At 60.8% G+C, this 22,937-nt stretch carries 21 protein-coding genes; 13 read left to right on the forward strand and 8 right to left on the reverse strand.

The features are described 5' to 3' along the window. Positions 1–91: 91 nt before the first annotated feature. On the reverse strand, positions 92–1,033 hold the full coding sequence (locus ACP3TD_RS09345) for a LysR substrate-binding domain-containing protein (protein WP_166660246.1): 942 nt from the start codon (positions 1,031–1,033) through the stop codon (positions 92–94). A gap of 121 nt (positions 1,034–1,154) precedes the next feature. Between ACP3TD_RS09345 and ACP3TD_RS09350 the strand changes: the two genes are divergently transcribed. The 13 genes from ACP3TD_RS09350 (at position 1,155) to ACP3TD_RS09410 (ending at position 13,980) form a co-directional block, all read left to right on the forward strand. Next, complete coding sequence (locus ACP3TD_RS09350; protein ID WP_337340650.1) at positions 1,155–2,633, forward strand: 2-hydroxymuconic semialdehyde dehydrogenase; 1,479 nt, start codon at positions 1,155–1,157, stop codon at positions 2,631–2,633. Positions 2,634–2,725: 92 nt separating this feature from the next. Then, a complete protein-coding gene (locus tag ACP3TD_RS09355; RefSeq protein WP_337340649.1) occupies positions 2,726–3,418 on the forward strand; it encodes a 2-keto-4-pentenoate hydratase in 693 nt (230 codons plus the stop codon). Further along, positions 3,415–3,876 (forward strand): RidA family protein, encoded by a 462-nt coding sequence (locus tag ACP3TD_RS09360; RefSeq protein ID WP_224089920.1) that lies wholly within the window; start codon positions 3,415–3,417, stop codon positions 3,874–3,876. The genes ACP3TD_RS09355 and ACP3TD_RS09360 overlap by 4 nt, the downstream gene beginning before the upstream one ends. After that, the gene (locus tag ACP3TD_RS09365; RefSeq protein ID WP_224089921.1) at positions 3,873–4,418 is read left to right on the forward strand and encodes a 3-hydroxyanthranilate 3,4-dioxygenase; all 546 of its coding nucleotides are present in this window, start codon (positions 3,873–3,875) and stop codon (positions 4,416–4,418) included. Before ACP3TD_RS09360 ends, ACP3TD_RS09365 begins: the two co-directional genes overlap by 4 nt. Before the next feature lie 39 nt (positions 4,419–4,457). Continuing rightward, complete coding sequence (locus tag ACP3TD_RS09370; protein WP_224089922.1) at positions 4,458–5,513, forward strand: amidohydrolase family protein; 1,056 nt, start codon at positions 4,458–4,460, stop codon at positions 5,511–5,513. A gap of 70 nt (positions 5,514–5,583) precedes the next feature. Continuing rightward, the gene (locus ACP3TD_RS09375) at positions 5,584–6,933 is read left to right on the forward strand and encodes an MFS transporter (RefSeq protein ID WP_091466909.1); all 1,350 of its coding nucleotides are present in this window, start codon (positions 5,584–5,586) and stop codon (positions 6,931–6,933) included. A gap of 75 nt (positions 6,934–7,008) precedes the next feature. Further along, entirely contained in the window at positions 7,009–8,151 is a 1,143-nt protein-coding gene (locus ACP3TD_RS09380; protein ID WP_426766971.1) for a thiolase family protein, read from the forward strand. Continuing rightward, positions 8,148–8,447, forward strand: coding sequence for a zinc ribbon domain-containing protein (locus ACP3TD_RS09385; protein ID WP_426766972.1), 300 nt, complete (start codon positions 8,148–8,150; stop codon positions 8,445–8,447). The genes ACP3TD_RS09380 and ACP3TD_RS09385 overlap by 4 nt, the downstream gene beginning before the upstream one ends. Before the next feature lie 13 nt (positions 8,448–8,460). Continuing rightward, positions 8,461–10,077: an ATP-dependent acyl-CoA ligase gene (locus tag ACP3TD_RS09390; RefSeq protein ID WP_426766974.1), complete on the forward strand. Its 1,617-nt coding sequence runs from the start codon at positions 8,461–8,463 to the stop codon at positions 10,075–10,077. Between the two features lie 81 nt (positions 10,078–10,158). Continuing rightward, a complete protein-coding gene (locus ACP3TD_RS09395) occupies positions 10,159–10,968 on the forward strand; it encodes a 2-keto-4-pentenoate hydratase (RefSeq protein WP_426766976.1) in 810 nt (269 codons plus the stop codon). Between the two features lie 39 nt (positions 10,969–11,007). Then, positions 11,008–11,964: an acetaldehyde dehydrogenase (acetylating) gene (locus ACP3TD_RS09400; RefSeq protein ID WP_426766978.1), complete on the forward strand. Its 957-nt coding sequence runs from the start codon at positions 11,008–11,010 to the stop codon at positions 11,962–11,964. Then, the gene (dmpG, locus tag ACP3TD_RS09405; RefSeq protein ID WP_426766980.1) at positions 11,961–12,995 is read left to right on the forward strand and encodes a 4-hydroxy-2-oxovalerate aldolase; all 1,035 of its coding nucleotides are present in this window, start codon (positions 11,961–11,963) and stop codon (positions 12,993–12,995) included. Before ACP3TD_RS09400 ends, dmpG begins: the two co-directional genes overlap by 4 nt. A 19-nt stretch (positions 12,996–13,014) precedes the next feature. After that, positions 13,015–13,980: a quinone oxidoreductase family protein gene (locus ACP3TD_RS09410; protein WP_426766982.1), complete on the forward strand. Its 966-nt coding sequence runs from the start codon at positions 13,015–13,017 to the stop codon at positions 13,978–13,980. A 1,827-nt stretch (positions 13,981–15,807) separates the two neighbouring features. On the opposite strand, the gene ACP3TD_RS09415 is transcribed toward ACP3TD_RS09410, so the two are convergent. The 7 genes from ACP3TD_RS09415 to ACP3TD_RS09445 form a co-directional block, all read right to left on the reverse strand. Further along, positions 15,808–16,809 carry a sugar phosphate isomerase/epimerase family protein gene (locus ACP3TD_RS09415; protein WP_426766984.1) on the reverse strand — a complete coding sequence of 334 codons (1,002 nt, stop codon included), beginning with the start codon at positions 16,807–16,809 and terminating at the stop codon, positions 15,808–15,810. Positions 16,810–16,811: 2 nt separating this feature from the next. After that, the gene (locus ACP3TD_RS09420) at positions 16,812–17,162 is read right to left on the reverse strand and encodes a putative quinol monooxygenase (protein WP_426766986.1); all 351 of its coding nucleotides are present in this window, start codon (positions 17,160–17,162) and stop codon (positions 16,812–16,814) included. Between the two features lie 60 nt (positions 17,163–17,222). Beyond that, entirely contained in the window at positions 17,223–18,395 is a 1,173-nt protein-coding gene (locus ACP3TD_RS09425; RefSeq protein WP_377203286.1) for a Gfo/Idh/MocA family protein, read from the reverse strand. Between the two features lie 69 nt (positions 18,396–18,464). After that, a complete protein-coding gene (locus ACP3TD_RS09430; RefSeq protein WP_426766987.1) occupies positions 18,465–19,280 on the reverse strand; it encodes a sugar phosphate isomerase/epimerase family protein in 816 nt (271 codons plus the stop codon). Continuing rightward, positions 19,277–20,431, reverse strand: coding sequence for a Gfo/Idh/MocA family protein (locus tag ACP3TD_RS09435; protein WP_426766989.1), 1,155 nt, complete (start codon positions 20,429–20,431; stop codon positions 19,277–19,279). Before ACP3TD_RS09435 ends, ACP3TD_RS09430 begins: the two co-directional genes overlap by 4 nt. A gap of 5 nt (positions 20,432–20,436) precedes the next feature. After that, on the reverse strand, positions 20,437–21,423 hold the full coding sequence (locus ACP3TD_RS09440) for an ABC transporter permease (RefSeq protein WP_426766990.1): 987 nt from the start codon (positions 21,421–21,423) through the stop codon (positions 20,437–20,439). A 3-nt stretch (positions 21,424–21,426) separates the two neighbouring features. Further along, entirely contained in the window at positions 21,427–22,932 is a 1,506-nt protein-coding gene (locus ACP3TD_RS09445) for a sugar ABC transporter ATP-binding protein (protein WP_426766991.1), read from the reverse strand. Positions 22,933–22,937 lie beyond the last annotated feature (5 nt).

Genomic DNA, 22,937 nt, shown 5'->3' on the forward strand with positions numbered 1-22,937 from the left:
CGAAAATGCTGCCTGCGACGGGCTCGTCTGGCTAATGCCTATTTCAGTCAGGGAGCCTGAATAAGGCATAGCTGCGGATGAGGTCACGCCATCAGGAAGCCGAAAGGGTCTTCCGGATTTCGACAGCTACTTGTTCAAAACAGCGCAGCATCAACACCACTGCCGGGCTCGGCAGCCTGTCCTGCAAAGTGGTCACGCCAACCGTCTGACTGATGCCTTTGATTCTCGCTCCGACAATGCGAAGCAGGGGATCGGCGGTGCCGATAGTGCGCGGCTGGAGCGCAAGAAAGTCCGTTTCGGCGACGATGGCACGAAGCGTCATGGTAGAGGAGCAATCTACCTGTTGTTCGGGAAGTTCCAGGCGTTCACGGGCAAAGGCGCTCTCGAGTTCCCCGCGCAGTGCCGTCTGCGCTACCGGCATGACCCACGGGTAGTTCCGTAATTGGTTCAAGGCGGTCTCGCCCCGCTCAAAAACAGGATGACCATGTCGTGCCACGACCTCGAAGGGCTCATGGTACAGCGCCGCCTGCTGCAATTCAGGAACGTCAGGATGCGGGGTAAGGCGCCCAACGACTATGTCGATTTCTCCCGCGACCAGTCCGTTGGTCAATCGATCAGGAGTTGCTTCGTGGACGTGGACGCTGACATGTGGCCTTTGTTGCTTTAGCCGCGCAATCGCTTTGGGCAGCAGCAGGTTGCCTCCTGCGACATACGTGCCGATGGTCACTGAGCCGGCGCTGGCGTCCGCCAGCTCTGCTATGTGCTGGGTCGCTTGCTGGAGGTGGCCGACCACTGCCCGTGCGTGACTGATGAAGACTTCGGCAAATGGTGTGGGGCGGACCCCGCGGGCGCCCCTTTCGAAAAGAGGCGCCCCGAGGGCATCCTCAACTTCGCGCAAACCGCGGCTGACCGCGGGCTGCGTGATGTACAGGTGTCTGGCGGCGCTGACGATTGTCCCGTGATCGGCGATAGCTAAGACCAAGACCAGATGACGGATCTTCAGGGGGCCATTCAGTAAGGTTCTGATGTCCATGCCGATGATGATATGCCCATATGGACATGGCTTGCACCCGAAAAGGCATTCGACGGACATGGTTTGCGTCTAGCAGACTGGTGATACAACCCACACCGACGAACCGGGAGAAGCACCCATCATGGCGATTCCTACTCTGCGTAACTTCGTCGGCGGAGCCTTCCTTGACGCCGCCGACAAGACTTTTGAAAAGATCAGCCCCGTCGATGGCAGCGTTGTCGCCCACGTTGCCGAGGCCGACCGCGGCACTATTGACATGGCGGTTAAGGCCGGTCGGAGCGCACTGCAAGGCCGCTGGGGGAGTTCCACAGTCAATGAACGCGCAGCCCTGCTGCGGCGTATCGCGGATCGCATCGAAGCACGATTCGACGATCTGCTCGCCGCCGAAATCGCCGATACCGGCAAACCGGAAGCACTTGCCAGGGACCTCGACGTAGCCCGTGCAGCAGCCAACTTCCGCGCGTTTGCAGACATCATCGCCGCCGAAGGCCTGGACTCCTTCCTCACCGAACTTCCCGACGGCCGACGGGCCCTGAACTACGCTTTGCGCCGGCCGCTGGGCGTAGTCGCCGTAGTAGTGCCGTGGAACCTGCCTCTGTTGCTGTTGACCTGGAAAGTGGCTCCCGCAATCGCCTGCGGCAACGTGGTGATCGTCAAGCCATCGGAGGAAACGCCGTCGTCCGCGACCCTCCTGGCTGAGATCATGGCCGAGGCCGGCGTACCCGATGGCGTGTTCAACCTGATCCACGGCTTTGGTCCAGGATCGGCTGGCGAATTCCTCACCACGCATGAAGGCATCGACGGAATCACCTTTACAGGGGAGTCGTCCACTGGTTCGGCCATCATGCACGCGGCGGCGTCCAACGTCCGCCCGGTCTCTTTTGAACTCGGCGGTAAGAATGCTGCACTTGTTTTCGCAGACGCGGACCTCGAAGCTGCTGTGGACGGGCTCACCCGGTCGATCTTCACCAACACCGGGCAAGTCTGCCTCTGCACCGAGCGGGTCTACATCCAGCGTCCCATCTTTGACGATGTCGTAGCTGGACTTTCTGAGCGCGCCAGAGGCCTGACGCTCGGTCAGCCCATGGATCCCCGGACCACCACCGGACCACTGATCTCCCTTACTCACAGGCAAAAAGTTCTCTCATACCTCGAACGCGCTAAGCAGCTAGGCGGTGAGGCGATTGTGGGCGGTGGGATCCCCAATCTGGGCCACGAACTCAGTGGTGGCGCTTGGATTGAACCGACACTCTGGACCGGGCTCAGTCACGACGCACCCGTGATGCGCGAAGAAGTCTTCGGCCCCGTCGCGGGCCTGATTCCCTTCGACAACGAGGAAGAGGCCGTGCGCCTGGCCAACGACACCAAGTACGGCCTGGCTGCTTCTGTTTGGACCACCAATCTGGAGAGAGGACACCGGGTTGCTGGCCGCATGAACACCGGAATTACATGGGTCAACACCTGGTTCCTTCGCGACCTGCGCTCACCCTTCGGCGGGGCCGGTCTGTCCGGTATCGGCCGCGAAGGCGGTACCCACTCACTCCACTTTTATACCCAACCCACCAACGTGTGCGTAAACCTGAGCGAGGCAACACGATGACCGCAACCCACCCAGCCCCACCAATCAGCGAGATAGCGCGCAGACTCGATCAGGCCGAACGTAAAGGTATCGCCATAAATCAATTCGGCGACGTGCTGTCGCTTGACGCTGCCTATGAGGTACAGGCCGAATTGCGGGACCTTCGCTTGGCGCGGGGAGAGCACCTTACGGGCGCGAAGCTGGGGTTCACCAGCGAGGCGAAGATGGCGCAGATGGGCGTGAAGGAAGTAATCGTTGGATTCCTCACCTCGACCATGGAAGTGCACAACGGCGACCGGCTTCGGCTTGACGGGTCCGTTCACCCACGCGTTGAACCCGAAGTCGCCTTCCGCTTCGGCCAGGCCGTCCCGCCAGATGCATCGGAGGAGCAGATCATTGCAAGCGTGGACGCAGTGGCACCCGCGCTTGAGATCATCGATTCGCGCTATCTCAACTTCTCGTTCAGTCTCGCTGACGTCGTTGCTGACAATACCTCGGCCAGTCGCTACGTCCTGGGCGAGTGGGTTACCTTTACGGACGATCTTGCCGGCCGGACGGTAACACTGCTTGTCGACGGATCCATCACCGAAACAGGGACCACTTCGGCTATCCTCGGTGACCCCCTGAACGCACTGCGGGAGTTTGCCCGGATGTACCGCCGCCACGGAGCCGGGCTCCCGGCCGGTGCAGTACTGCTGGCAGGCGCAGCAACTGCTGCCGTTCCACTCTCACCAGGGTCCACCATCACGGCCATCGTCGCCGGTATTGGCAGCGTTGAACTGGAGACGGCAGGAGCTGACGCATGAGCGGGGCGAAACTTGTAGGGGACATGGCAAAGCCCCGTGGCCGCTTTCCCCACGTCAAGACTGCCGGTGACGTGATCTACGTTTCCGGGACAAGCAGCAGACGACCGGACAACACCTTCGTTGGTGTTGAAGCAGACGAACTGGGCACCACGAACCTCGACATTCGTGCGCAGACCCAAGCGGTCATCGAGAACATTGGACGCATTCTCCAGAGCGTCGGCGCCTCTCTCGACGACGTCGTTCAAGTCACTGCTTTCCTCGTCAACATGAATGACTTTGGCGGCTACAACGAAGTGTACGGACAGTATTTCGACGAGCACGGGCCGGCCCGCACCACCGTCGCTGTCCATCAACTTCCACATCCACACCTTCTCATCGAAATCCAGGCGATAGCCCACAGGAGGCAACCGCCGACAACACCAACACAACAACTGGAACAACAAGGAGCAGGACAATGACCACAAGCACCAACAAAACAAGCATCCTTCCCGTTTTCAACTTCCAGCAGTGGCTGGCCGAAAACGAGGCCTCACTGAAGCCGCCGGTAAACAACAAAGCAATGTGGACCCAGGTCGATGACTTCATCGTCCAGGTGGTCGGCGGCCCGAACCAGCGCACAGATTTCCACGTCGATCCCTACGAGGAGTGGTTCTACCAAGTAAAGGGCAACATGCATGTCAACGTCGTCACCGACGAAGGCATCAAGAGGGTAGACGTCCGGGAGGGCGAGATGTGGCTGCTCTCGGGCAACATCCCCCACTCACCCCAGCGACCCGAAGCCGGGTCCATCGGCATCGTGATCGAGCGCATCCGGGAGGAAGGAACCACGGAGAAGTTCCAGTGGTACTGCCTTGAGTGTTCCGACCTCATTCACGAGGTCGAACTCCAGGTCCGGGACATCGTGGAAGACCTGCCGCCCGTATTCGAGAAGTTCTACGCCAGCGACGCTTCCGCGCGCACGTGCAAGAACTGCGGGGCTGTCCACCCCGGCCGGGGCTAAGCAACCCCTCCGGAAAACGCATCTAAGGAAAAGATCCCTGTGACCAACCTTTCACCAACCATCGACATCCACACCCACTACGTGCCGAACGGGTGGCCCGACCTTGCCCAGGAAACTGGCGCAAACGGGCCTTGGCCGTGGCTTCGCAGCGATTCGGAACGGGAAGCGATGCTCATGCTGGGCTCCGCTGAATTCCGGCCCCTCCGCTCTAACGCCTGGGCCGCCGAAGAGCGGCTCGCCGCCATGGATGCGGACGGTGTGGACGTACAGGTTGTCTCACCTACCCCAGTGTTCTTCTCCTACGCCCGCGATCCAAAAGAAGCGGTCAAAGTGAGCCGGATCTTCAATGATCTGGCGTTGGAGGTCTGTGATCCAGCACCCCAACGCCTCATCCCTTTCTGCCAGGTGCCGCTGCAGGACACGGATGCTGCGTGCCGTGAACTTGACCGGTCACTGGAGAACGGCCACGTAGGCGTTGAAATCGGCAACCACGTGGGCGACCGTGACCTGGACGATGAAGGCATCATCACCTTCCTGCAACACTGCGCAGACCGGAATGCCGCCGTTTTTGTGCACCCTTGGGACATGCCCACTTCACCCCGGCTCGATCGATGGATGGCACGCTGGTTAGTGGGCATGCCCGGGGAAACACACTTGTCCATACTGTCGCTCATCCTCGGAGGGGGCTTCGACAGACTGCCCGCCCACCTACGCCTGTGCTTTGCACATGGAGGTGGCTCCTTTCCCTACTGGGTAGGGCGCATGGACAATGCCTGGCACCAGCGTCCGGACCTCATCGCCACATCCGAGTTCCCACCATCTCACTACCTGAACCGGTTCAGCGTGGACTCAGTAGTTTTCAATGACGCCTCCTTGCGGCTACTTACCGACGTCATGGGAAGCGAGCACATCATGCTGGGATCCGATTTCCCCTACCCCTTGGGCGAAAGGCCCGCGGGAAACCTCATCAGAAAGTCTGCCTTCTTGACTCAAGAACAACAGAGTCAAATCCTGAGCAGTAACGCACAAAAATTTCTCGGGATGGACGTCGACGCTGACGTCCGGACCTTCAACGAAACACCGGCCAGTGCTTGATGGCTGACCCGAAGGATCCCCGCTGTCGTGGATCTTCGCCCCTAACCCCCCTTTTTCCCAGGAGACGCTCATGTCACAAAAAGCCCCAGGCGCCAGCGACGCCAAAAGCCATGGAATTAAGCGCTATATCGTTGCATCCCTCATCGGGAATTCGCTCGAATGGTACGACTTCTTCCTCTATGCGACGGCGGCTGCCATCGTATTCGGAAAACTGTTCTTCCCGGCCGGCACTGACCCGCTTGTTGGTACTTTGGGAGCCTTCGTAGGCTTCGCGGTTGGGTTCGCTGCCCGTCCTTTTGGCGGGATTCTCTTCGGTCACATCGGTGATCGGGTGAGCCGGAAAACGGCCCTGGTGTTGACCCTGACCATCATGGGTATCGCCACCTTCCTGATGGGCCTGCTGCCCACGTACCAGCAGGTAGGCATCTGGGCCCCCATATTGCTGGTCGTTCTGCGCGTTCTCCAAGGCATCGCTGCCGGCGGTGAGTGGGGCGGCGGCGTTCTGATCATCAGCGAAAACTCATCGGATAAGCGCCGCGGCTTGTTTTCGGCCTTCAGCCAGGGCGGCGTTACCCTCGGATTTGTCCTCGCCTCGGCAGCTTTCTATCTCGCCCAGCTACTTCCAGAGGAACAATTCCTGGCGTGGGGCTGGCGCTTGCCGTTCCTCTTGAGCATCCTGTTGTTCGGCGTGGGAATGTACATCCGGTTCCGCTTGCCGGAGACCAAAGAATTCGAACAGGTCAAGAACGACGGCGAACGGGCGGCGTTGCCGGTACTGGCGGCACTGCGGACACACCCCAAGGAAATCCTGGTCGCCATGGGTCTCCGGATGGCAGAAAACGGTGGCTCCTATCTGCTGCTGTCATTCTCCCTTGTTTACGGTGTGCATGTGGGAGTCGAACGGGGAACGCTGCTGTTGGGCGTCATGCTCTCGATGCTGTTTGCGTTCTGCACCATCATTTTCTTTGGGCATCTATCCGACAAGATCGGCCGCCGAAAAGTATACGCAATTGGGGCCACCGCACTGGCACTCATGGCCTTCCCCTTCTTCTGGCTCATCGACTCGAACTCGCCAGGCCTTATTGTTCTCGCCTACTTCATCGGAAACGGAATTTGCCACGCCGCGATGATCGGGGCCCAGCCCGCCTTCTTCCACGAACTGTTCAGCCCCGAAGTCCGCTATTCAGGAATGGCACTGGGCCACGAAGTAGCAGCTGTTTTTGCCGGCGGACTGGCACCATTCATCGCTACCGCACTCCTGCTGACCTACAACAGCTCAACGCCGGTTGCCCTGTACGCGATCGGCCTAGCTGCCATCACACTGATTGCGTTGGCCTTTTCCAGGAACGTGGGCCAGCACCGAACATCCCCTACGGATACCCAGAAGCACATCGACGACATTAGAGTCGGCCGCCGCTAGCCTCGTCCATTCCCGGTGGAGCCCCCACTGTGGCACTCCGTGGGCTCCACCCAACTGAACAGAAGAGAACCAGACATGGCAGTATCCATCATCGGCGCCGGCGAATCTCCGTACACGCGGCATCCACAACCGGGGACCACAACATCGGGCACACTCGTTGACGCGGTGAGCCGCGCGCTCAAAGATGCCGGGCTTCCCCCCAACGACGTCGACGGTTTCGCAGTATCAAGCTTTACCTTGGACCCAGACCACGCTATCGACCTCGCATGGAGGATGGGTCTGAAGCTGACGTGGCTCATGCAAGATACCAACGGTGGTGCCAGCGCCGGGAACATGCTGCAGCACGCAGTCCACGCCATCGAAGCGGGCGATGCCTCGGTTGTTGTACTCGCTGCGGGCGATCTCATGGACCATGGTGCCTTCGCCAACCTCGTTGCGAAGTACAACCGGGCCACGGCTGACCATTTGACCCCGTTGCCGATGTCAGGTCCCAACGCGCTTTTTGCCATGCTGACTACCCGCCAGATGGAGAAGTTTGGTCTGACTCGGGAGGACTATGGACGCATTGCCGTGGCCCAGCGGCAGTGGGCGGCCCTGAACCCAGGGGCGGTCTATCGAGCGCCGCTGACGCTTGAGCAGTACCTCGATGCACCGATGGTCGCAACGCCCCTGGGCCGATTTGACTGTGTACCCCCCGTTACCGGTGCCGATGCGATTGTGCTGGTTGCAGATGAAAGAGCAAGTGGGCGCCGCCGGGCGAGAGTTCTTTCAACCACTGCGTCCTATAATTCGGACCACCAGAAGGGTGACGGTCTGGTCACCGGTCTGCGGATGTGCGCACCGTTGGCGTGGGAGAGGGCAGGTGTCTCTCCGCAGGATATGGATGTCATTAGTGTCTACGACGACTATCCCGCCATGGTCGTCGCGCAGCTCGCGGACATGGGAGCCATTACTGATGGCGCGGACATCCCGGACTTTATCCGGGCCCGGATTCAATCCAGGGAACTCGCCCTCAACACTTCAGGAGGGCAGCTCTCCGCCGGTCAGGCGGGATCAGCTGGCGGAATGCATGGCCTGGTCGAGGCCACACGGCAGTTGCGGGGTCAAGGAGGAGACAGGCAGGTGCAAGCGAGACTTGCCGCAGTAAGCGGGTACGGCATGGTGTTGTACCGCTACGGCGCCTGCGCAAACATGACAGTGTTGGAGGCCGCCGAATGAGTGCCGTATTCCAAAGATGCGCCAATTGCCGGGCTGCCTACTTCCCGTTCCGGCTCATCTGCTCCAACTGCTCCGACACCTCCTTCATCGAAGATGACATCGATTTTGGAGTGGTTGAAACTGTCACGCTGCTCTCCAACGGGCAGCAAACAGCCACCATCGCCTGCCCGGAGGACCTTCAATTCATTGCCCGGATTCTTGGGGGGACAGCCAGGGCGGGCGACCGTATCAGCCTCACCAATACGGACAGCCAAGAGACGGCGCTGGCTGGCTACGTACCTTTCCAGAGATACTAAATTTAGGAGAACCATGTCCGAAGATACCTACCGTGCAGGTTCAGGTGCCGCCTCCATGACGGTTCCCGGCCTGTTGATGGACCGGGCACAAGAACACCCGGACGCGCCGCTTTTGCGCTGCGGTTCCGTTAGACGCGATGGTCGGCAAATGCTCGAAGCTGTGGCCCTGGCCGGGGGAGTGCTGTTGAAGCACGGTATTCGCCCGGGTGACCGTGTCGCACTGATGTCCAGCAACCGCATCGAACTTCTTGATCTCATCCTGGGGTGCGCATGGGTGGGAGCAATTGCTGTTCCCATCAATACGGCCGCACGAGGAGAGCAGCTCCATCACATCCTTGCCAATTCTGAGTCATCACTCCTTGTTACGGAGTCGGCGCTGCTTGAACATGTGGATAGGCTCCCTGACCTTCCTGCATTGCGCCACATTTGGCGGTTTGATGAGGCAGCTTCAGCGCTTGATAGTCGCTACCCTGTCACAGGCTTGCCCGAGACAACTTCCCCTGCTGAGCCTGCGCCCGTACTACCCGGGGACACGGCAGCGATCCTTTACACATCCGGTACCACCGGAGTGTCCAAAGGTGTTCAATGCCCGCATGGGCAGTTTTACTGGTGGGGCGTAAATGTCTCTCGTCAGCTTGAAATCACAGAGGCAGACGTTCTGTACACCTGTTTGCCGCTTTTCCATACAAACGCCCTGAACGCGTTCAGCCAGGCATTGGTCAGCGGTGCCGAATACGTCCTGGGACCCCGATTCTCGGCCTCGCGGTTCTGGTCGGATGTTCACAGCGCAGGCGCGACATTCACGTATCTGCTCGGCGCCATGGTGAGCATCCTCGCCAGCAAACCACCTACTCCACTGGACCGGGCGCACGGAGTGGTCGCCGCGCTCGCGCCGGCAACACCTGCCGGGTTGTTGGCATCTTTCCGCGATCGGTTCGGGATCACCCTGATGGACGGCTACGGTTCAACCGAAACCAACTCAATCGTGGCCTCCAGCCGTAGCGAGCAAAGGCCCGGCTACATGGGAAGAGTGCAGCCCGGTTTCAGTGCCCGTGTCGTCGACGAGCACGGGTTGGAAGTTCCCGCCGGACAAGCAGGTGAGCTGCTGCTGCGCAGCGACCAACCCCATGCCTTCGCCACTGGCTACTATCGGATGCCCGAAGCCACCGTCGCGGCTTGGAAGGACCTCTGGTTCCATACGGGGGACCGCGTCGTGGTGGAAGCAGACGGCTGGGTGCGGTTCGTGGACAGGATCAAGGACGTCATCCGCCGCAGGGGCGAGAACATATCCTCAGCCGAAGTAGAACACGTCCTTCTCGAACACCCTTTGATCAGCGAAGCCGCAGTCTACGCCGTTGACTCCGAACTCGGTGAAGACGAAGTCATGGCTGCAATCATCACCAAGGAATCCCTGGAGTTCAGCGACATCGAAGCCTTTTGCGAGCCTCGGCTTGCGAAGTACGCGATCCCGCGCTTCATACGCATTGTTCAGGACCTCCCGAAAACCGAAAACGGCAAAGTGCGGAAGACCGTGCTGAGAGAAGAGGGCACTGCAGCAGCCCAATGGGACAGGGAATCGCAGCAGCACAGCCTATCCACGCCGGCATTGAGCCCCACGGGCCATAGATAAGCCAGTCGAGGACCGTCCATGGAACCTCCAGCTGCCAACAACGACAAACCGGCAAGTCTTCACGCGCTGATAGGAACAACTATGTATACAACCACCAAGACCGGGCAGCGGCGGAAAGAAGTCCTGCAGGGCTTCGCCCAAGAGCTGCTCACCGCCACAGTTAACCGAGCCCCTGTGCCACCCTTGCGTGACCGGCTGGCCGCCATGACCATCCAGGATGCGTACGAGGTTCAGGCCGACCAATTGAAGCAACACCTGGCAGCCGGCAGGATCCTCGCCGGAAGGAAAGTCGGCTTGACCTCCCAAGCCATGCAAGCACAACTTGGCGTCGACTCGCCCGACTTCGGTTTCTTCTTCGAAGACATGGTCCATCACGACGGAGCACAAATCCCCAGCGACAGTTTCATCTCTCCAAAAGTTGAGCCAGAATTCGGCTTCCTGCTCAAAGAGGCACTCCAGGGCCCCGGCGTCACCTACCAGCAAGCAGTTGATGCCGTGGAAGCCGTCTACCCTGCGATCGAAATCATCGATTCACGCATCGCTGACTGGAATATCCGATTGGTGGACACCGTGGCGGACAATGCTTCCTGCGGCGCCATCGCAGTCGGCCGAACGCCGCTGGATATCCCCGTCGACGAACTCAAACAGGTCGAATGCACCCTGCGCATTGACGACCATCCGGTGGAAACCGGTACTGGCCAGGCTGTCATGGGTGACCCGATCCTGGCGCTGGTTTGGTTGGCCAACATTTTGGGAGAACAAGGCGTTGCCTTGGAAGCCGGACACCTTGTCCTCCCGGGATCATTCACCAAGGCCCTTCCGGTGGTTGCTGACAGCAGCGCGACCGCAGACTTCGGCGACCTTGGATCTCTGACAATCCACTTCACCTAGCCCACGCATAACAACGGCTACCAATCAAAGGAAACCCACATGGCCAAGAAGACCGCCGCAATTGTCGGTTCAGGCAACATCGGGACCGACTTGATGTTCAAGATCATGCGTCGCTCGAAAAACGTCGAAGTCAAATACATGATCGGCATCGACCCCAACTCTGACGGCCTAGCCCGCGCAGCCCGCCTCGGCGTGACAGTCTCCTCAGAAGGCGTCGAGTGGCTGCTGGCGCAGGAGGACAAACCGGACTTCGTATTTGAATGTACGTCCGCTAAAGCCCATGCGGCGAATGCCCCGAAGTACCGGGCGGCGGGCATCCGGGCCATCGACCTCACCCCTGCCGCGGTGGGACCTTACGTCGCCCCGGTAGTTAATTTGGAATCAATCACCGACACTATAAACGTCAACATGATTACCTGCGCCGGCCAAGCGACTACGCCGATCGTCGCCGCGATCTCGTCGGTAGTTCCAGTGGATTATGCGGAAATCGTGGCATCCATAGCGTCGAAGTCTGCTGGCCCGGGCACACGTGCCAACGTCGATGAGTTCACGGAAACTACCGCAGAGGCGCTCCAGCTCGTCGGTGGCGCCAAGCAAGGCAAAGCAATTATCATCATCAACCCGGTAGAGCCTCCCATGATCATGAGGAACACCATCTACTGCGCCATACCGGCAGAAGCGGCCGAACCGGGCCCGACCCAGGATCGGATCCGGGCTGCAATCGGCGAGGCTGTCGAAAAAACCCGCGAATACGTTCCTGGTTACGAACTGCGTGTCGAACCACAGTTCGATAGCGCCCGCGACGATTGGAATGGTGCCGGCAGGGTAGGCGTGTGGGTCCAGGTCAAAGGTGCCGCGGACTACCTTCCCGAATATGCCGGCAACCTGGACATTATCACCGCGGCAGCAACCCGCACTGCAGACTTGCTTGCCGAGAAGATGGACGAGTCTGAGCTCGTCACAGCCTCCACCGACAACACCAGGAGCCAATCATGACCACTACCGAAAACAGCGGTTCCAGCATCCGCCTGACAGATACCACTCTGCGTGATGGTTCCCACGCAATGAGTCACCGATTCACCGAAGCGCACGTACGAAGCGTAGTCCGGGCCCTCGACGATGCCCATGTCGAAGTGATCGAAGTGACCCACGGAGACGGCCTGGGTGGCTCGTCCTTCAACTACGGGTTTTCCCTGACGCCGGAGCTGCAACTCATCAAGGCCGCTGTCGATGAAGCCAAACGCGCCAGGATCGCCGTGCTCATGCTTCCGGGCCTGGGCACCATTCACGACCTCAACCAGGCATACGACGTCGGCGCAACAGTTGCGCGGATCGCGACCCACTGCACCGAAGCAGACATCTCCACTCAACATTTCTCCCACGCACGGGATTTAGGCATGGAAACCGTAGGGTTCCTCATGCTCTCCCATCGCGCCAGTCCCGAGGAACTCGCCAAGCAGGCCCGCATCATGGCGGATTCCGGATGTCAGTGCGTTTACGTCGTCGACTCAGCCGGCGCCCTAATTCTTGAAGATGTCTCCGATCGGGTCGCGGCCGTGGTGACCGAACTCGGTGCCGATGCACAGGTAGGGTTCCATGGCCACCAAAACCTGAGCTTCGGCGTCGCCAATTCGGTCTTCGCTGTACGCGCCGGTGCGCGGCAGATCGACGGCACTCTTGTTGCCTTGGGAGCAGGGGCAGGCAATTCGCCCACGGAAGTACTTGCTGCAGCATTCGATCGGCTCAATATCTCGACGGGCGTAGACACCCAGGGTCTGATGGCCGCAGCGGAAGACATTGTGAAACCCATCATCACCCGCATGCCCGTCATGGACCGTGCTTCAATCATGCAAGGCTACGCCGGGGTCTATTCCTCATTCCTTATCCATGCAGAGCGGGCAGCAGAACGCTACGGGGTGCCGGCCTGGCAGATCCTCCAGGAAGTGGGCAAAGCCGGCTATGTAGGAGGACAGGAAGATATGATCGTCGACGTGGCATTGAACCTGCAGGCGGCCGAAACCAACTGAAACCCCTACCAAGGACGCTATGCCACACGCAATCGTTGCCACCCGCGCCGGCGGGCCCGAAGTATTGAACTATCTAACGGTTCCACGCCCTGTTCCTCAGCGGGGGCAGTTGCTGGTGCGGGTGGCCGCTGCTGGGATTAACTTCAGAGACACCCTTGAACGCAGAGGCACGCGCAAGGCCCTTTTTCCTTACATACCCGGCACGGAAGCCTCAGGAACTGTCGTACAAGCAGCAGAAGGGACTGAAGGATTTAGCGAAGGCGATCGCATAGCCACGGCAGAGAGCGTCGGCTGCTACGCGGAATACGTCCTGGTCGACGCGGAAAGAGCTTTGCCAATACCTGATGACGTCGACGATGTCACCGCGGCCGCACTAACTTTCCAAGGGCTGACTGCCCACTACTTGATAAATTCCTCGTTTGCTGTCGGCGGCCACCACACGGCACTGGTCAACACAGGCGGAGACGAAATGGGCTTGCTCCTTATCCAACTGCTCAAGGCCAAGGGCGCCCGGGTCATGACTACTGCGCCGACGGACCAAAGGGAAGCCCTCGCTCTGCAAGCCGGAGCAGATCAAAACTTCCGTCGCGCCGACTTCAACACGGACGTCCGCAACCTTACCGATGGACGCGGGGTCGATGTCGTGTACGACTGCGTCGGTAGGGACACCTTTGCTGAATCAATTGCCTCGCTCACTGTTCGCGGCGCCTTGGTGTCGTTCGGCCAACGCTCGGGTCCTGTCCCTCCCGTCGATCTGCAAGGAACGATAGCCGCTAAGTCAATCACCCTGATGCAGCCATCCATGGCATCGTATTTACAAAATCCCGTCGAGCGGCGCTGGCGCTCCTCGGAGATCTTCACTGCTGCTGGGAGCAATGCACTCAAGGTCTTTGTAAGCGCACAATACCCCCTATCAGATGCGTGCCGCGCGCATCAGGAACTTGAAGAGGGCCGACTTCAAGGGAAAGGCATTCTCATACCCTAGTTATCGGTCCTTAACCACACCGGCAGTTCATCTAGTGCACCGAAAAGCCTCTGAACGATACACCGGCCTTGCATCCCTTGCTGCAAGGCCCATCGATAGCGCACGTCAATATGGAACCTGTAAGCCCCAGTGTGTTGAGGTGTTCTTTGCTCGGGCAGATGGAGATCGGCCGGCGTGCAATCTGTTCTACCTGCGGGAATGAGTCATGCCTCGGAGGCGTGTCGACCGAGCTAAAAAGAAAGTGTGGACGTTGTCCACACTTTCCACCTCGGACTGGCCCGTACAGCCGCCGAACCGGCCCGGATTCCGCATGTTTCCGCCGCTTCCCAGTGTTTGCAGGGCCCGGAATCTCGTTCGAGTCCCACCTCGGGCACAGTGTTTTTCGCAGGTCAGAGGTTTTTTGCTTTAACGTGTGGACAAAGCTTGCGCTGACGCGCCTCTGACGCTGTGGGTGCGGGCTTAGGCCTGGCTGCCGCGAGGGCTATGCAGGTGTGTGGGGTGGCGGGGTCAGTGCCCTGGCTGGTGGGCGCTCCGCCTGCTATGCGGGGGTTCTGTGGGGCCTCATTCCGGTTTTGTCGGGTGGGCCGTTGGTGGCCTACACCTATTCATGTGCCGGTTGAGCGGGAACAACATGACCCGCCGTAATTGCCGTGCGAGGGATGCTAGAAGGTGTATCAGGACCTGCGCGCGAGAGCTCTGTGCCGCCGTTTGTCCTGCCAAAGCGAGTGTGGACATTGTCCACACTTATATCTGCTTTTTCGAGGACGTGATCATTGAGCCTGGTGTCAGGTGTGTATCTAAGGCTGCTCTCCGGGCATGCGGATGAAGTGACTTTCGCCCTGACCCGACGCTGTGTGGCAATGGCAAGAGGTTCTAACGCCAGACTGACAACAAGACGTCCAACACACCCGAGCGTTAGGGGTTTTTGGTGAGTCCTGCAGTTGCTCGAGCGCGCACCTAATGAGGAACTCAGAACAATTGATCTGCCTTACATTCATGCTAGTGAACTCTTTCACAGCACGAAGATGGTAACGGAGATAAGTCGCTTTCCGCATAGCGACCCCGCTTGCCACCCTTCTGGTGGGCGCTTGAGCCGCCGCCGCGGCGCCCACGAGGGTGTTTGCTTCAGGGCGCGCGTTTTTGTCCTCAAGGCTATATGGACGGCGCAACCAAGCTGTGCTGGTCCCAGTCTCAACGATCTATTCGAACTTCCCTAGTTGTGCCGCATGGCACTTCTCGGTCGAGGCGAACGGTATACATCCCGAAATCACGTTGTATGACCAAAATACCCTGCCGGCGTTCAAGAGCGGCGGGTATAAGTCTGCTGATGGCACGGTTCAGCTTTTCGTCTCTGCTTTGGGGCTCCTTCAAAGTGATGACTTCAAGGGAAAGTGGATGCTCAGGGCTTGCGGAGAGCCCGCCGCTTATTAGGGAGACGGCAGCCCGGACTTCCGGTTCTTGCAACTTGTAGGACACAAATCCTTCTTTAGTACGTCGACGGGAGGTGCGGTCAGAATGACCAGTAGTTGGGGCGGAGCACTCGGGAAGGCGAGTCCAGCGATTTGGAGCACACCCCAGGCATATCCCCGGCCGGGCCGGGGAGCCCTTGCAGGTTAACCGAGGATTCAACCTCATATGCAGCGGATGTAGGCCTCCCGCTTTACAGACTGAGGGGACCAACAGCAGATTGAACTGCGTGATCGCCACCCCGACGATGCCAGCCTCATTCGGAGAATCGCGGGCGCGGTAGAGGTTTGAAAATATGGTCCTGTCCGGGTCGCACGGCCGGTTGGGCACGTTGAAACGGCTTGCTAGGCCTCGTGTTGCTTACCCTTTGCTGCTGAAGGCGGCGTCGAAGCTGGTTTGGGAGGCGGGGAAGTCGAACTTTTTCAGGGCTGCGAGAGCTTCGGGGGCGCCGTGGAGGCGGTCCATGCCGGCGTCTTCCCATTCCACTGAAATGGGGCCGTCGTAACCGACGGCTGCCAGCGCCCGGAAGGACGCTTCCCAGGGCACGTCGCCCCGGCCGGCCGAGACGAAGTCCCAGCCGCGGCGCGGATCGCCCCAGGCCAGGTGGGAGCCCAGGACGGTGTTCCGGCCGGTCTGGCGGACCTTGGTGTCTTTGCAGTCCACGTGGTAGATCCGGTCCTTGAAGTCCCAGATGAAGGAGACCGGATCCATGCCCTGCCACATCATGTGCGAGGGGTCCCAGTTCAGGCCGAACGCTTCGCGGTGGCCGATCGCTTCGAGTGTGCGGACGGTGGTCCAGTAGTCGTAGGCGATCTCGGAGGGGTGGACTTCGTGGGCGAAACGGACGCCGTTGTCGTCGAAGACGTCCAGGATGGGGTTCCAGCGGTCGGCGAAGTCCTGGTAGCCGGCGTCGATGACTTTCTCCGGGGCAGGCGGGAACATGGCGACGTATTGCCAGATGGAGGAGCCGGTGAACCCGACGACGGTGTCCACGCCGAGTGCGCGGGCGAGCCGGGCGGTGTGCTTGAGTTCCTCGGCGGCGCGCTGGCGGACGCCTTCGGGGTCCCCGTCGCCCCAGACTTTGGAGCCGACGATGGCTTCGTGGCGGAAGTCGATGGGGTCATCGCAGACGGCCTGGCCTTTGAGGTGGTTGGAGATGGCCCAGACCTTGAGGTTGTACTTGTCCAGGAGTTCGAGCTTGGACTCGACGTAGCCTGGTTCGTCCACGCGCCAGGCGTCCAGGTGGTCTCCGGAGACGGCGATTTCCAGGCCGTCGTAGCCCCAGCCGGAGGCGAGCTTGGCGACTTCCTCGAGGGGCAGGTCGGCCCACTGGCCGGTGAACAGGGTAAACGGGCGGGGCATGGTCAGGCTCCTTCGGTGGCGCCGGTGGTTCGGGGGAGGGGAGTGAGGGGAGTTACGGAGAAGGGGACCATCAACAGTGGCTCCACCTGCGTCACGAAATCCTTGACGTGGCTCTCCTCGTTATGCGACCTTAGGTCCTCCGAACGGGACCATCCTTCGAAAAGGACGAACGTTCCCGGTCTGTGGGCGTCGGCGAAGACCCTGTAGTGCAGGCACCCAGGGTCCTTGCGGCTTGCCGTTTGCAGGGTCAGGAGGACTTCTTCAAGCTCGGCTTCGAATCCATCTTTGGCGATGAAGACGGGCATAAGCCAGACTTCATCGGTGCTTTGGCGGGTCAGGAGGGGTTGAGTCATCTGCGGTCCTTGACGGTCCCGGGGGAGGGGCGGATTGCCGCCCCTCCCGAGGTGGATGGGTCAGGCGTCGATCTGCGGGACCTCAACCCACGATTCTTTGGCAGCGGACTCGACGATCGCATCGTCGATCAGGGCGACCTGGTATCCGTCTGCGAAGCTGGGGCTGACGCTGCCGCCTTCTGCGATGGCTTTGAAGAAGTCGTGGGCTTCAATGATCTTCGTTTCGCCGTAGCCGATGCCAAGCGCCGGAATCGGCCACAGGCCTTCGCCGTACGGGTGGGCCGGCCCGGTGTAGACGGTTCGGAATCCGCGGCGGTCGGCCTGGTCCGAGGCAAAGCACACCTGCAGTTCGTCACGCCGTTCGTAGTTGAAGGCGATGCTGCCTTCGGTTCCGTGGATCTCGAAGGTGATGTAGTTGTTCCTGCCGTGGGCGTTGCGGGTCGCCTCAATGGATCCTACGGCGCCGTTGGCGAAACGGATCATGGTCATGACTTCGTCATCGACATCGACCTGCCCCTTGGGGCCCTCCCCGCCCCGTACGGTGCCGAGTGCGTCCGCCCCGCCTGTCTGAAGCGGCCGTTCCGGGATCCAGGTCGAGAGAAGGGCATTGACGGCACTGAACTCGCCCACGAGGTACCGGGCCATGTCCACGACGTGTGTTGCGATGTCACCGAGGGCGCCGGAACCTGCGATCGACTTCTGGAAACGCCAGGACAGTGGCGAATTGGGGTCAGCGCTCCAGTCCTGCAGGTAGGTTCCGCGGAAACTGAGGATTTGGCCGATCGCGCCTTCTTCGATGTATTTCTTTGCCAGCGCGACTGCAGGGGTACGCCGATAGTTGAAGGCAACCATGTGGACGATGTTCTTGTCCTTAACGGCGTCATACATGGCCTTGGATTCCTCGCCGGTGCGTGCCAGGGGCTTTTCGCAGATGATGTGCTTGCCCGCTTCGGCGGCGGCGATGGCGATTTCGGCGTGGAGGTGGTTGGGCGTTGCGATGTCCACGACGTGGATGTCCGGGTCGTCGATGATCCTGCGCCAATCCGAGGTGGAATTTTCGAAACCGAAGCGGCGGGCCGCCTCGGCGGCGAGGTCCTCGTTGGCTTCGGCGATGATTTTGCGGACCGGCAATGCCGGTGCCGGCCAGAAGAACATGGGCATGGCGGCATAGGCCAGGGAATGGGCCTTGCCCATGAAGCCGCCTCCGATGAGGCCGACGTTGAGGTTCTGCATGTGAATCCTGTTCCTTCCGGGATGTACGGGGCGTGCCGGCTGTGGCTCCCCGTGGGGTGAAAAATGGGGTCAGAGGATGTTCTCGAGGTACTTCCTGCTGATTTCCGCAGCGGCCTTGGGGTCGCCGTCGTAGTTATCGAGCTCGACCATCAGCCAGCTGTCGTATCCGCTTTCACGGATCGCGGCGATGATGTCCGGGAAATCGAGTTCCCCTTTGCCAAGGGGGAGGAAGTTGAACGGCTCCCGCTGGAAGTCCTTGAGGTGGACGTGCTGGATCCTGTCGGGGTACTTCCGTATGACTGCCGCCGGGTCCGCTCCGCCGGCTGCGAGATGGGCGGTATCCGGGCAAAAGCCGATCCGGGTGAGCGGCATGAGCTTTTCCAGCTCCTCCGGGCTTTCGACGATGGTGCTCAGGTGTGGGTGGTAGCTCGCGGAGAGTCCGAAGCTCTCGGCGATGTCGGTAACCCTGTCCAGGGCTTCACCGAGGCGCAGGTAGTCGTCTTCCCTGGTTCCGGCCGCCCGTCTTGCCCCGCCGCCCACTACGAGCCGTTCCGCCCCGAAGGTCGCCGCCAGTTCAGCAGCCCGCTGGATCCGGTGCATCTCGTCCGGGAGGATGTCAGCGTAGATGAAGTTCGCGCCCGTGTACACGCTGGTCAACGCCACGCCGTTGCTGCTGAGGATCTCCTTGAGTTCTTCGGGCTTGTCGGCGTATTCGGCCAGGTTGCCGTCGAACATCTCCACCCCCTCGTAGCCGACGGAGGCGATGTCCCGGACGGCGTCCCTCATGGATCCGTGGGTCATGTAGAAGAGGTCCTTGACGCTTGTCACGCCTTGGGGGTGGCCGACAACGCCGCCCCAGGTGATGGAACAGTAACCGAGTTTCATTGCTTCTGCCTTTCAACTGCCGGGGAAAACTTGAAGGAGTCGAGCGGGTTGCCGATCCCGGGAACGTCAATCCATGTTTCGCGGGCCGCGCTCCTGACGAGTGCCTCGGTCAGGAGTGCGGCGCGGAGACCATCACGGAACGTGGGCAGGCCCTCGGGGTCCTGGCCCTGCACCGCCGCGTAAGAGTCTGCGACGAAAGCATTGAAGCTGTCCTGGTATCCCTGGGGATGGCCCGGTGGGAGTGTCGCGTAGCGCCGGCCGCCGGTGGTGGAGAGGGTTTGTGGCCCCACGGGAAGGTGGGTGCTGGAGTCTGCGCGTCCGATGTGCAGGGTGTCCGGCCGCTCCTGGTTGAAACTGAAGGACGCCTCTGTTCCGTCGAAGGAGAACCACAGACGGTTTTTCCTCCCCGGGCTGACCTGGCTGACCACCAGCGAACCCGTTGCCCCCAGGTCGGTCTCGAACAGGAGCACTGCACCGTCCTCCGTGGCTACAGAGGACAACGTGCCGCCGGTTTCGCGCTGGTCATGGGCCCGGCTTGTCCTGGCCATAATGCGGGTGATTCGGTGGCCGGTAGTGAACTCCATCAGGTCACACCAGTGCACCCCGATGTCACCGAAAGCCCTGGATGTCCCGCCCAGCGCCGGATCGACACGCCAGTTCGTGGCTTCCGCACCGGCCAGCCAATCCTGCAGGTACGAGCCGTGCAACAGCCAGAGTCGTCCGGCCTCACCGCGTGCGATGCGGTCACGCGCTTCCCGGACGGCCGGATAAAACCTGTAGACGAAGGGTACGGTGGCGACCACGCCGGCGCGATCGACGAGCTCTGTCAGCTCGCGGGCATCCTCCACGCTGGTGGCGAGGGGCTTCTCGCAGACCACGGCTTTCCCGGCGGCAATAGCTTTTCGTGCCAAGTCCGCGTGGGTCGCATTCGGGGTGCAGATGTGGACGACATCCACATCATCGCGTGCAATGAGTGCTTCGGGCGAATCGGCCGCCACGCCGGCGCCAAGCTTGGCCGCCGCCAGCCCAGCGGAAGCGTGACTGCTTCCGGCGACTGCGCTGATGGTGCTTCCTGCTGTGCGCACCGCGTGGGCGTGGACGGAGCCCATGAATCCTGTGCCGATGATTCCGGCTCGTGGCATGGAAGCCATGGTCCCTACTTCTTTCGGGCGAGGGCTACGGCGAGGATGATGATTGCGCCACGGACCACCTGCTGCTGGCTGCTGTCCAGGCCGGCCAGGATTAGCCCGTTGTTGATAAGGCCGATCAGCAGGGCACCGAAGAGAGTTCCGACGATAGAGCCGAATCCGCCGAAAAGACTGGTTCCGCCCAGGATGACTGCGGCGATGGCGGAGAGTTCGTCGCCGGCTCCCCACTGGAATCGGCCCGACTGGAGGCGGCCCGCGTACAACATGCCGGCGACGCTTGCGACCACGCCCGAGATGAGGAGCACCTGGAATTTAATGCGCTTGGTGTTGATGCCGGTGAATTCTGCCGCGTTGCGGTTGCCGCCTGTGGCCAGCACCTGCCGGCCGAACCGGGTGCGGTTCAGCACGACGGCGCCAATGGCAACGAAGATGGCGCTCCAGACGACCAGGCCGGGAATGGGGCCGAAGTTGCCGGACCCGAACAGTGTGTTGAAGGTATCGTTCAGGATCGGTTGCGGCGCAGAGGCGGTGATCCACTGTGCTAGGCCGGCGGCTATCCCGAGCATGCCGAGGGTCACCAGGAAGGAGGGGATGCCCAGGAGGCTGACGAGGGCGCCGTTGACCGATCCGACCAGGAGCCCGACGGCGAGTCCGGCAAGGATGCCGGGAATCAGGCCCCACTGGGAGAGGGCCATCGCAGTGCAGACACTGGAGAGGCCGGCGATGGACCCGACGCTCAGGTCGATCTCCGCGCATGCGATCACGTAGGTCATGCCCACTGCGATGACCGTGATGGTGGCCGTCTGCCGGAAAATGTTTAGCAGGTTGTTCGGCGACAGGAAGCCCTGATCGCGCAGAAGAACCGCGAAGAAGAGGAATACGACGACGAAGCCGATGTAAATGACGTAGCGGCGCCAGTCGAGTTCTTTCAGGACGGTGCCAAAATTACGGGTTGCCGCGGTGTCCCGGGGCGCGATGGTATTTGCCTTGCTCACTGTTCAGACTCCCTGGACTGCAAGTTGGAGATATTCCTCGTCAGCGATCTCGCTGCGGGGGATGTCGCGGATGATGGAGCCGTCCTTGAGGACGAGGACGCGGTCACTGACCGCGAGTAGTTCGGGATACTCGGAGGAGATGACGATGACCGCTTTGCCGTTACTTGCCAGTTCCCGGATCATGTCCAAGATTTCGCTTTTGGTGCCGATATCGACGCCGGCCGTCGGTTCGTCCAAAATCAGGATGTCCGGGTCGGTGCCCAGCCACTTGGCGATGACCACTTTCTGTTGGTTGCCGCCCGAGAGCAGCCGTACTGGCCGGTGTGGGTGGGCTACCTTGACTGCGAATCTCTTGATCAGTGACGAGGACAGCTCCTTGCCCTTGCTCCCATCCAGGAGGGGGCCCCGCTGGATCTGTCCAAGCAGCGGCAGCAGCAGGTTGTCCTGGACGGAGTGCTCCAGGACGAGGCCCTGGGCCCGGCGGTCTTCAGGGATGAGGGCAATGCCCGCATTGATGGCCTGCTGCGGAGAAGCAAGAGTGACCTTTTCGCCGCGAAGCAGGACCTCGCCGCTGTCCACTCTGTCAATGCCGAAGAGCGCACGCGCAAGCTCGGTGCGTCCGCTGCCCATAAGTCCTGCCAGGCCGAGGATCTCGCCTGGCCGGAGCGCGAAGGAAACGTCCCGGACCCGTTGGCCGGCATTCAGGCCGCGGACTTCCAGCAGGGGTACCCCGTCCTGGTCGACGTTACGGGCACGGTAGGAAAGCTGGCCCTCGATCTTCTTCCCGACAATGCCTTCCACGATCTGCTCGGGAGTGACGTCGGTCAGCGGCTCGGTGAGGAGATGGCGGCCGTCCCGAAGGATGGTGATCCGGTCTGCGAGCCTGTACACCTCGTCCATGCGGTGGGAGATGTAGATGATTGAGATGCCACGCTGCTTAAGGCGGTCGATCAATTCGAAGAGGGCTTCGGACTCGTGCCGGGCCAGGCTGGCGGTCGGCTCGTCCATAATCAGCACGGTGGCGTTCTGGGCGAGGGCCTTGGCGATCTCGGTCAGCTGCCAGTATGCGGTGCCGAGCCGGGCAACCTCGGCGCGGGGTTCGACGTCGACCTCCATCTCGGCGAAGACTTCCTTGGCCCGCTTCACTGCGGCGCGGTCGTCGATGAACCCGCCCCGGCTGAGCGGTTCAGTACCGAGGAAGATGTTCTGTGCCACGGTGAGGCTGGGTACGAGGCTGAATTCCTGGAAGACCATCCCGATACCGGCTGCCTTCGCGTCCTGGATGGAGTTGATGGAGGCTGGTTTTCCCCCGATGAGGATCTCGCCGGCGTCGGTTTGGTAGACGCCCTGGAGGATCTTCATGAGCGTAGACTTTCCGGCACCGTTACCGCCGGCCAGTGCGTGGACCTCGCCGTGGCGGACGTCGAAGCTGACATCCTTCAGCACGGAAACGCCGTTGAAGCCCTTGGAAATCGAGCGCATCTCGACGACATTGTCTGCGGTGTTCATTGTTG

Origin of the sequence: Pseudarthrobacter sp. 1G09 (assembly GCF_050038305.1) — a bacterium.
GTDB lineage: Bacteria > Actinomycetota > Actinomycetes > Actinomycetales > Micrococcaceae > Arthrobacter > Arthrobacter equi.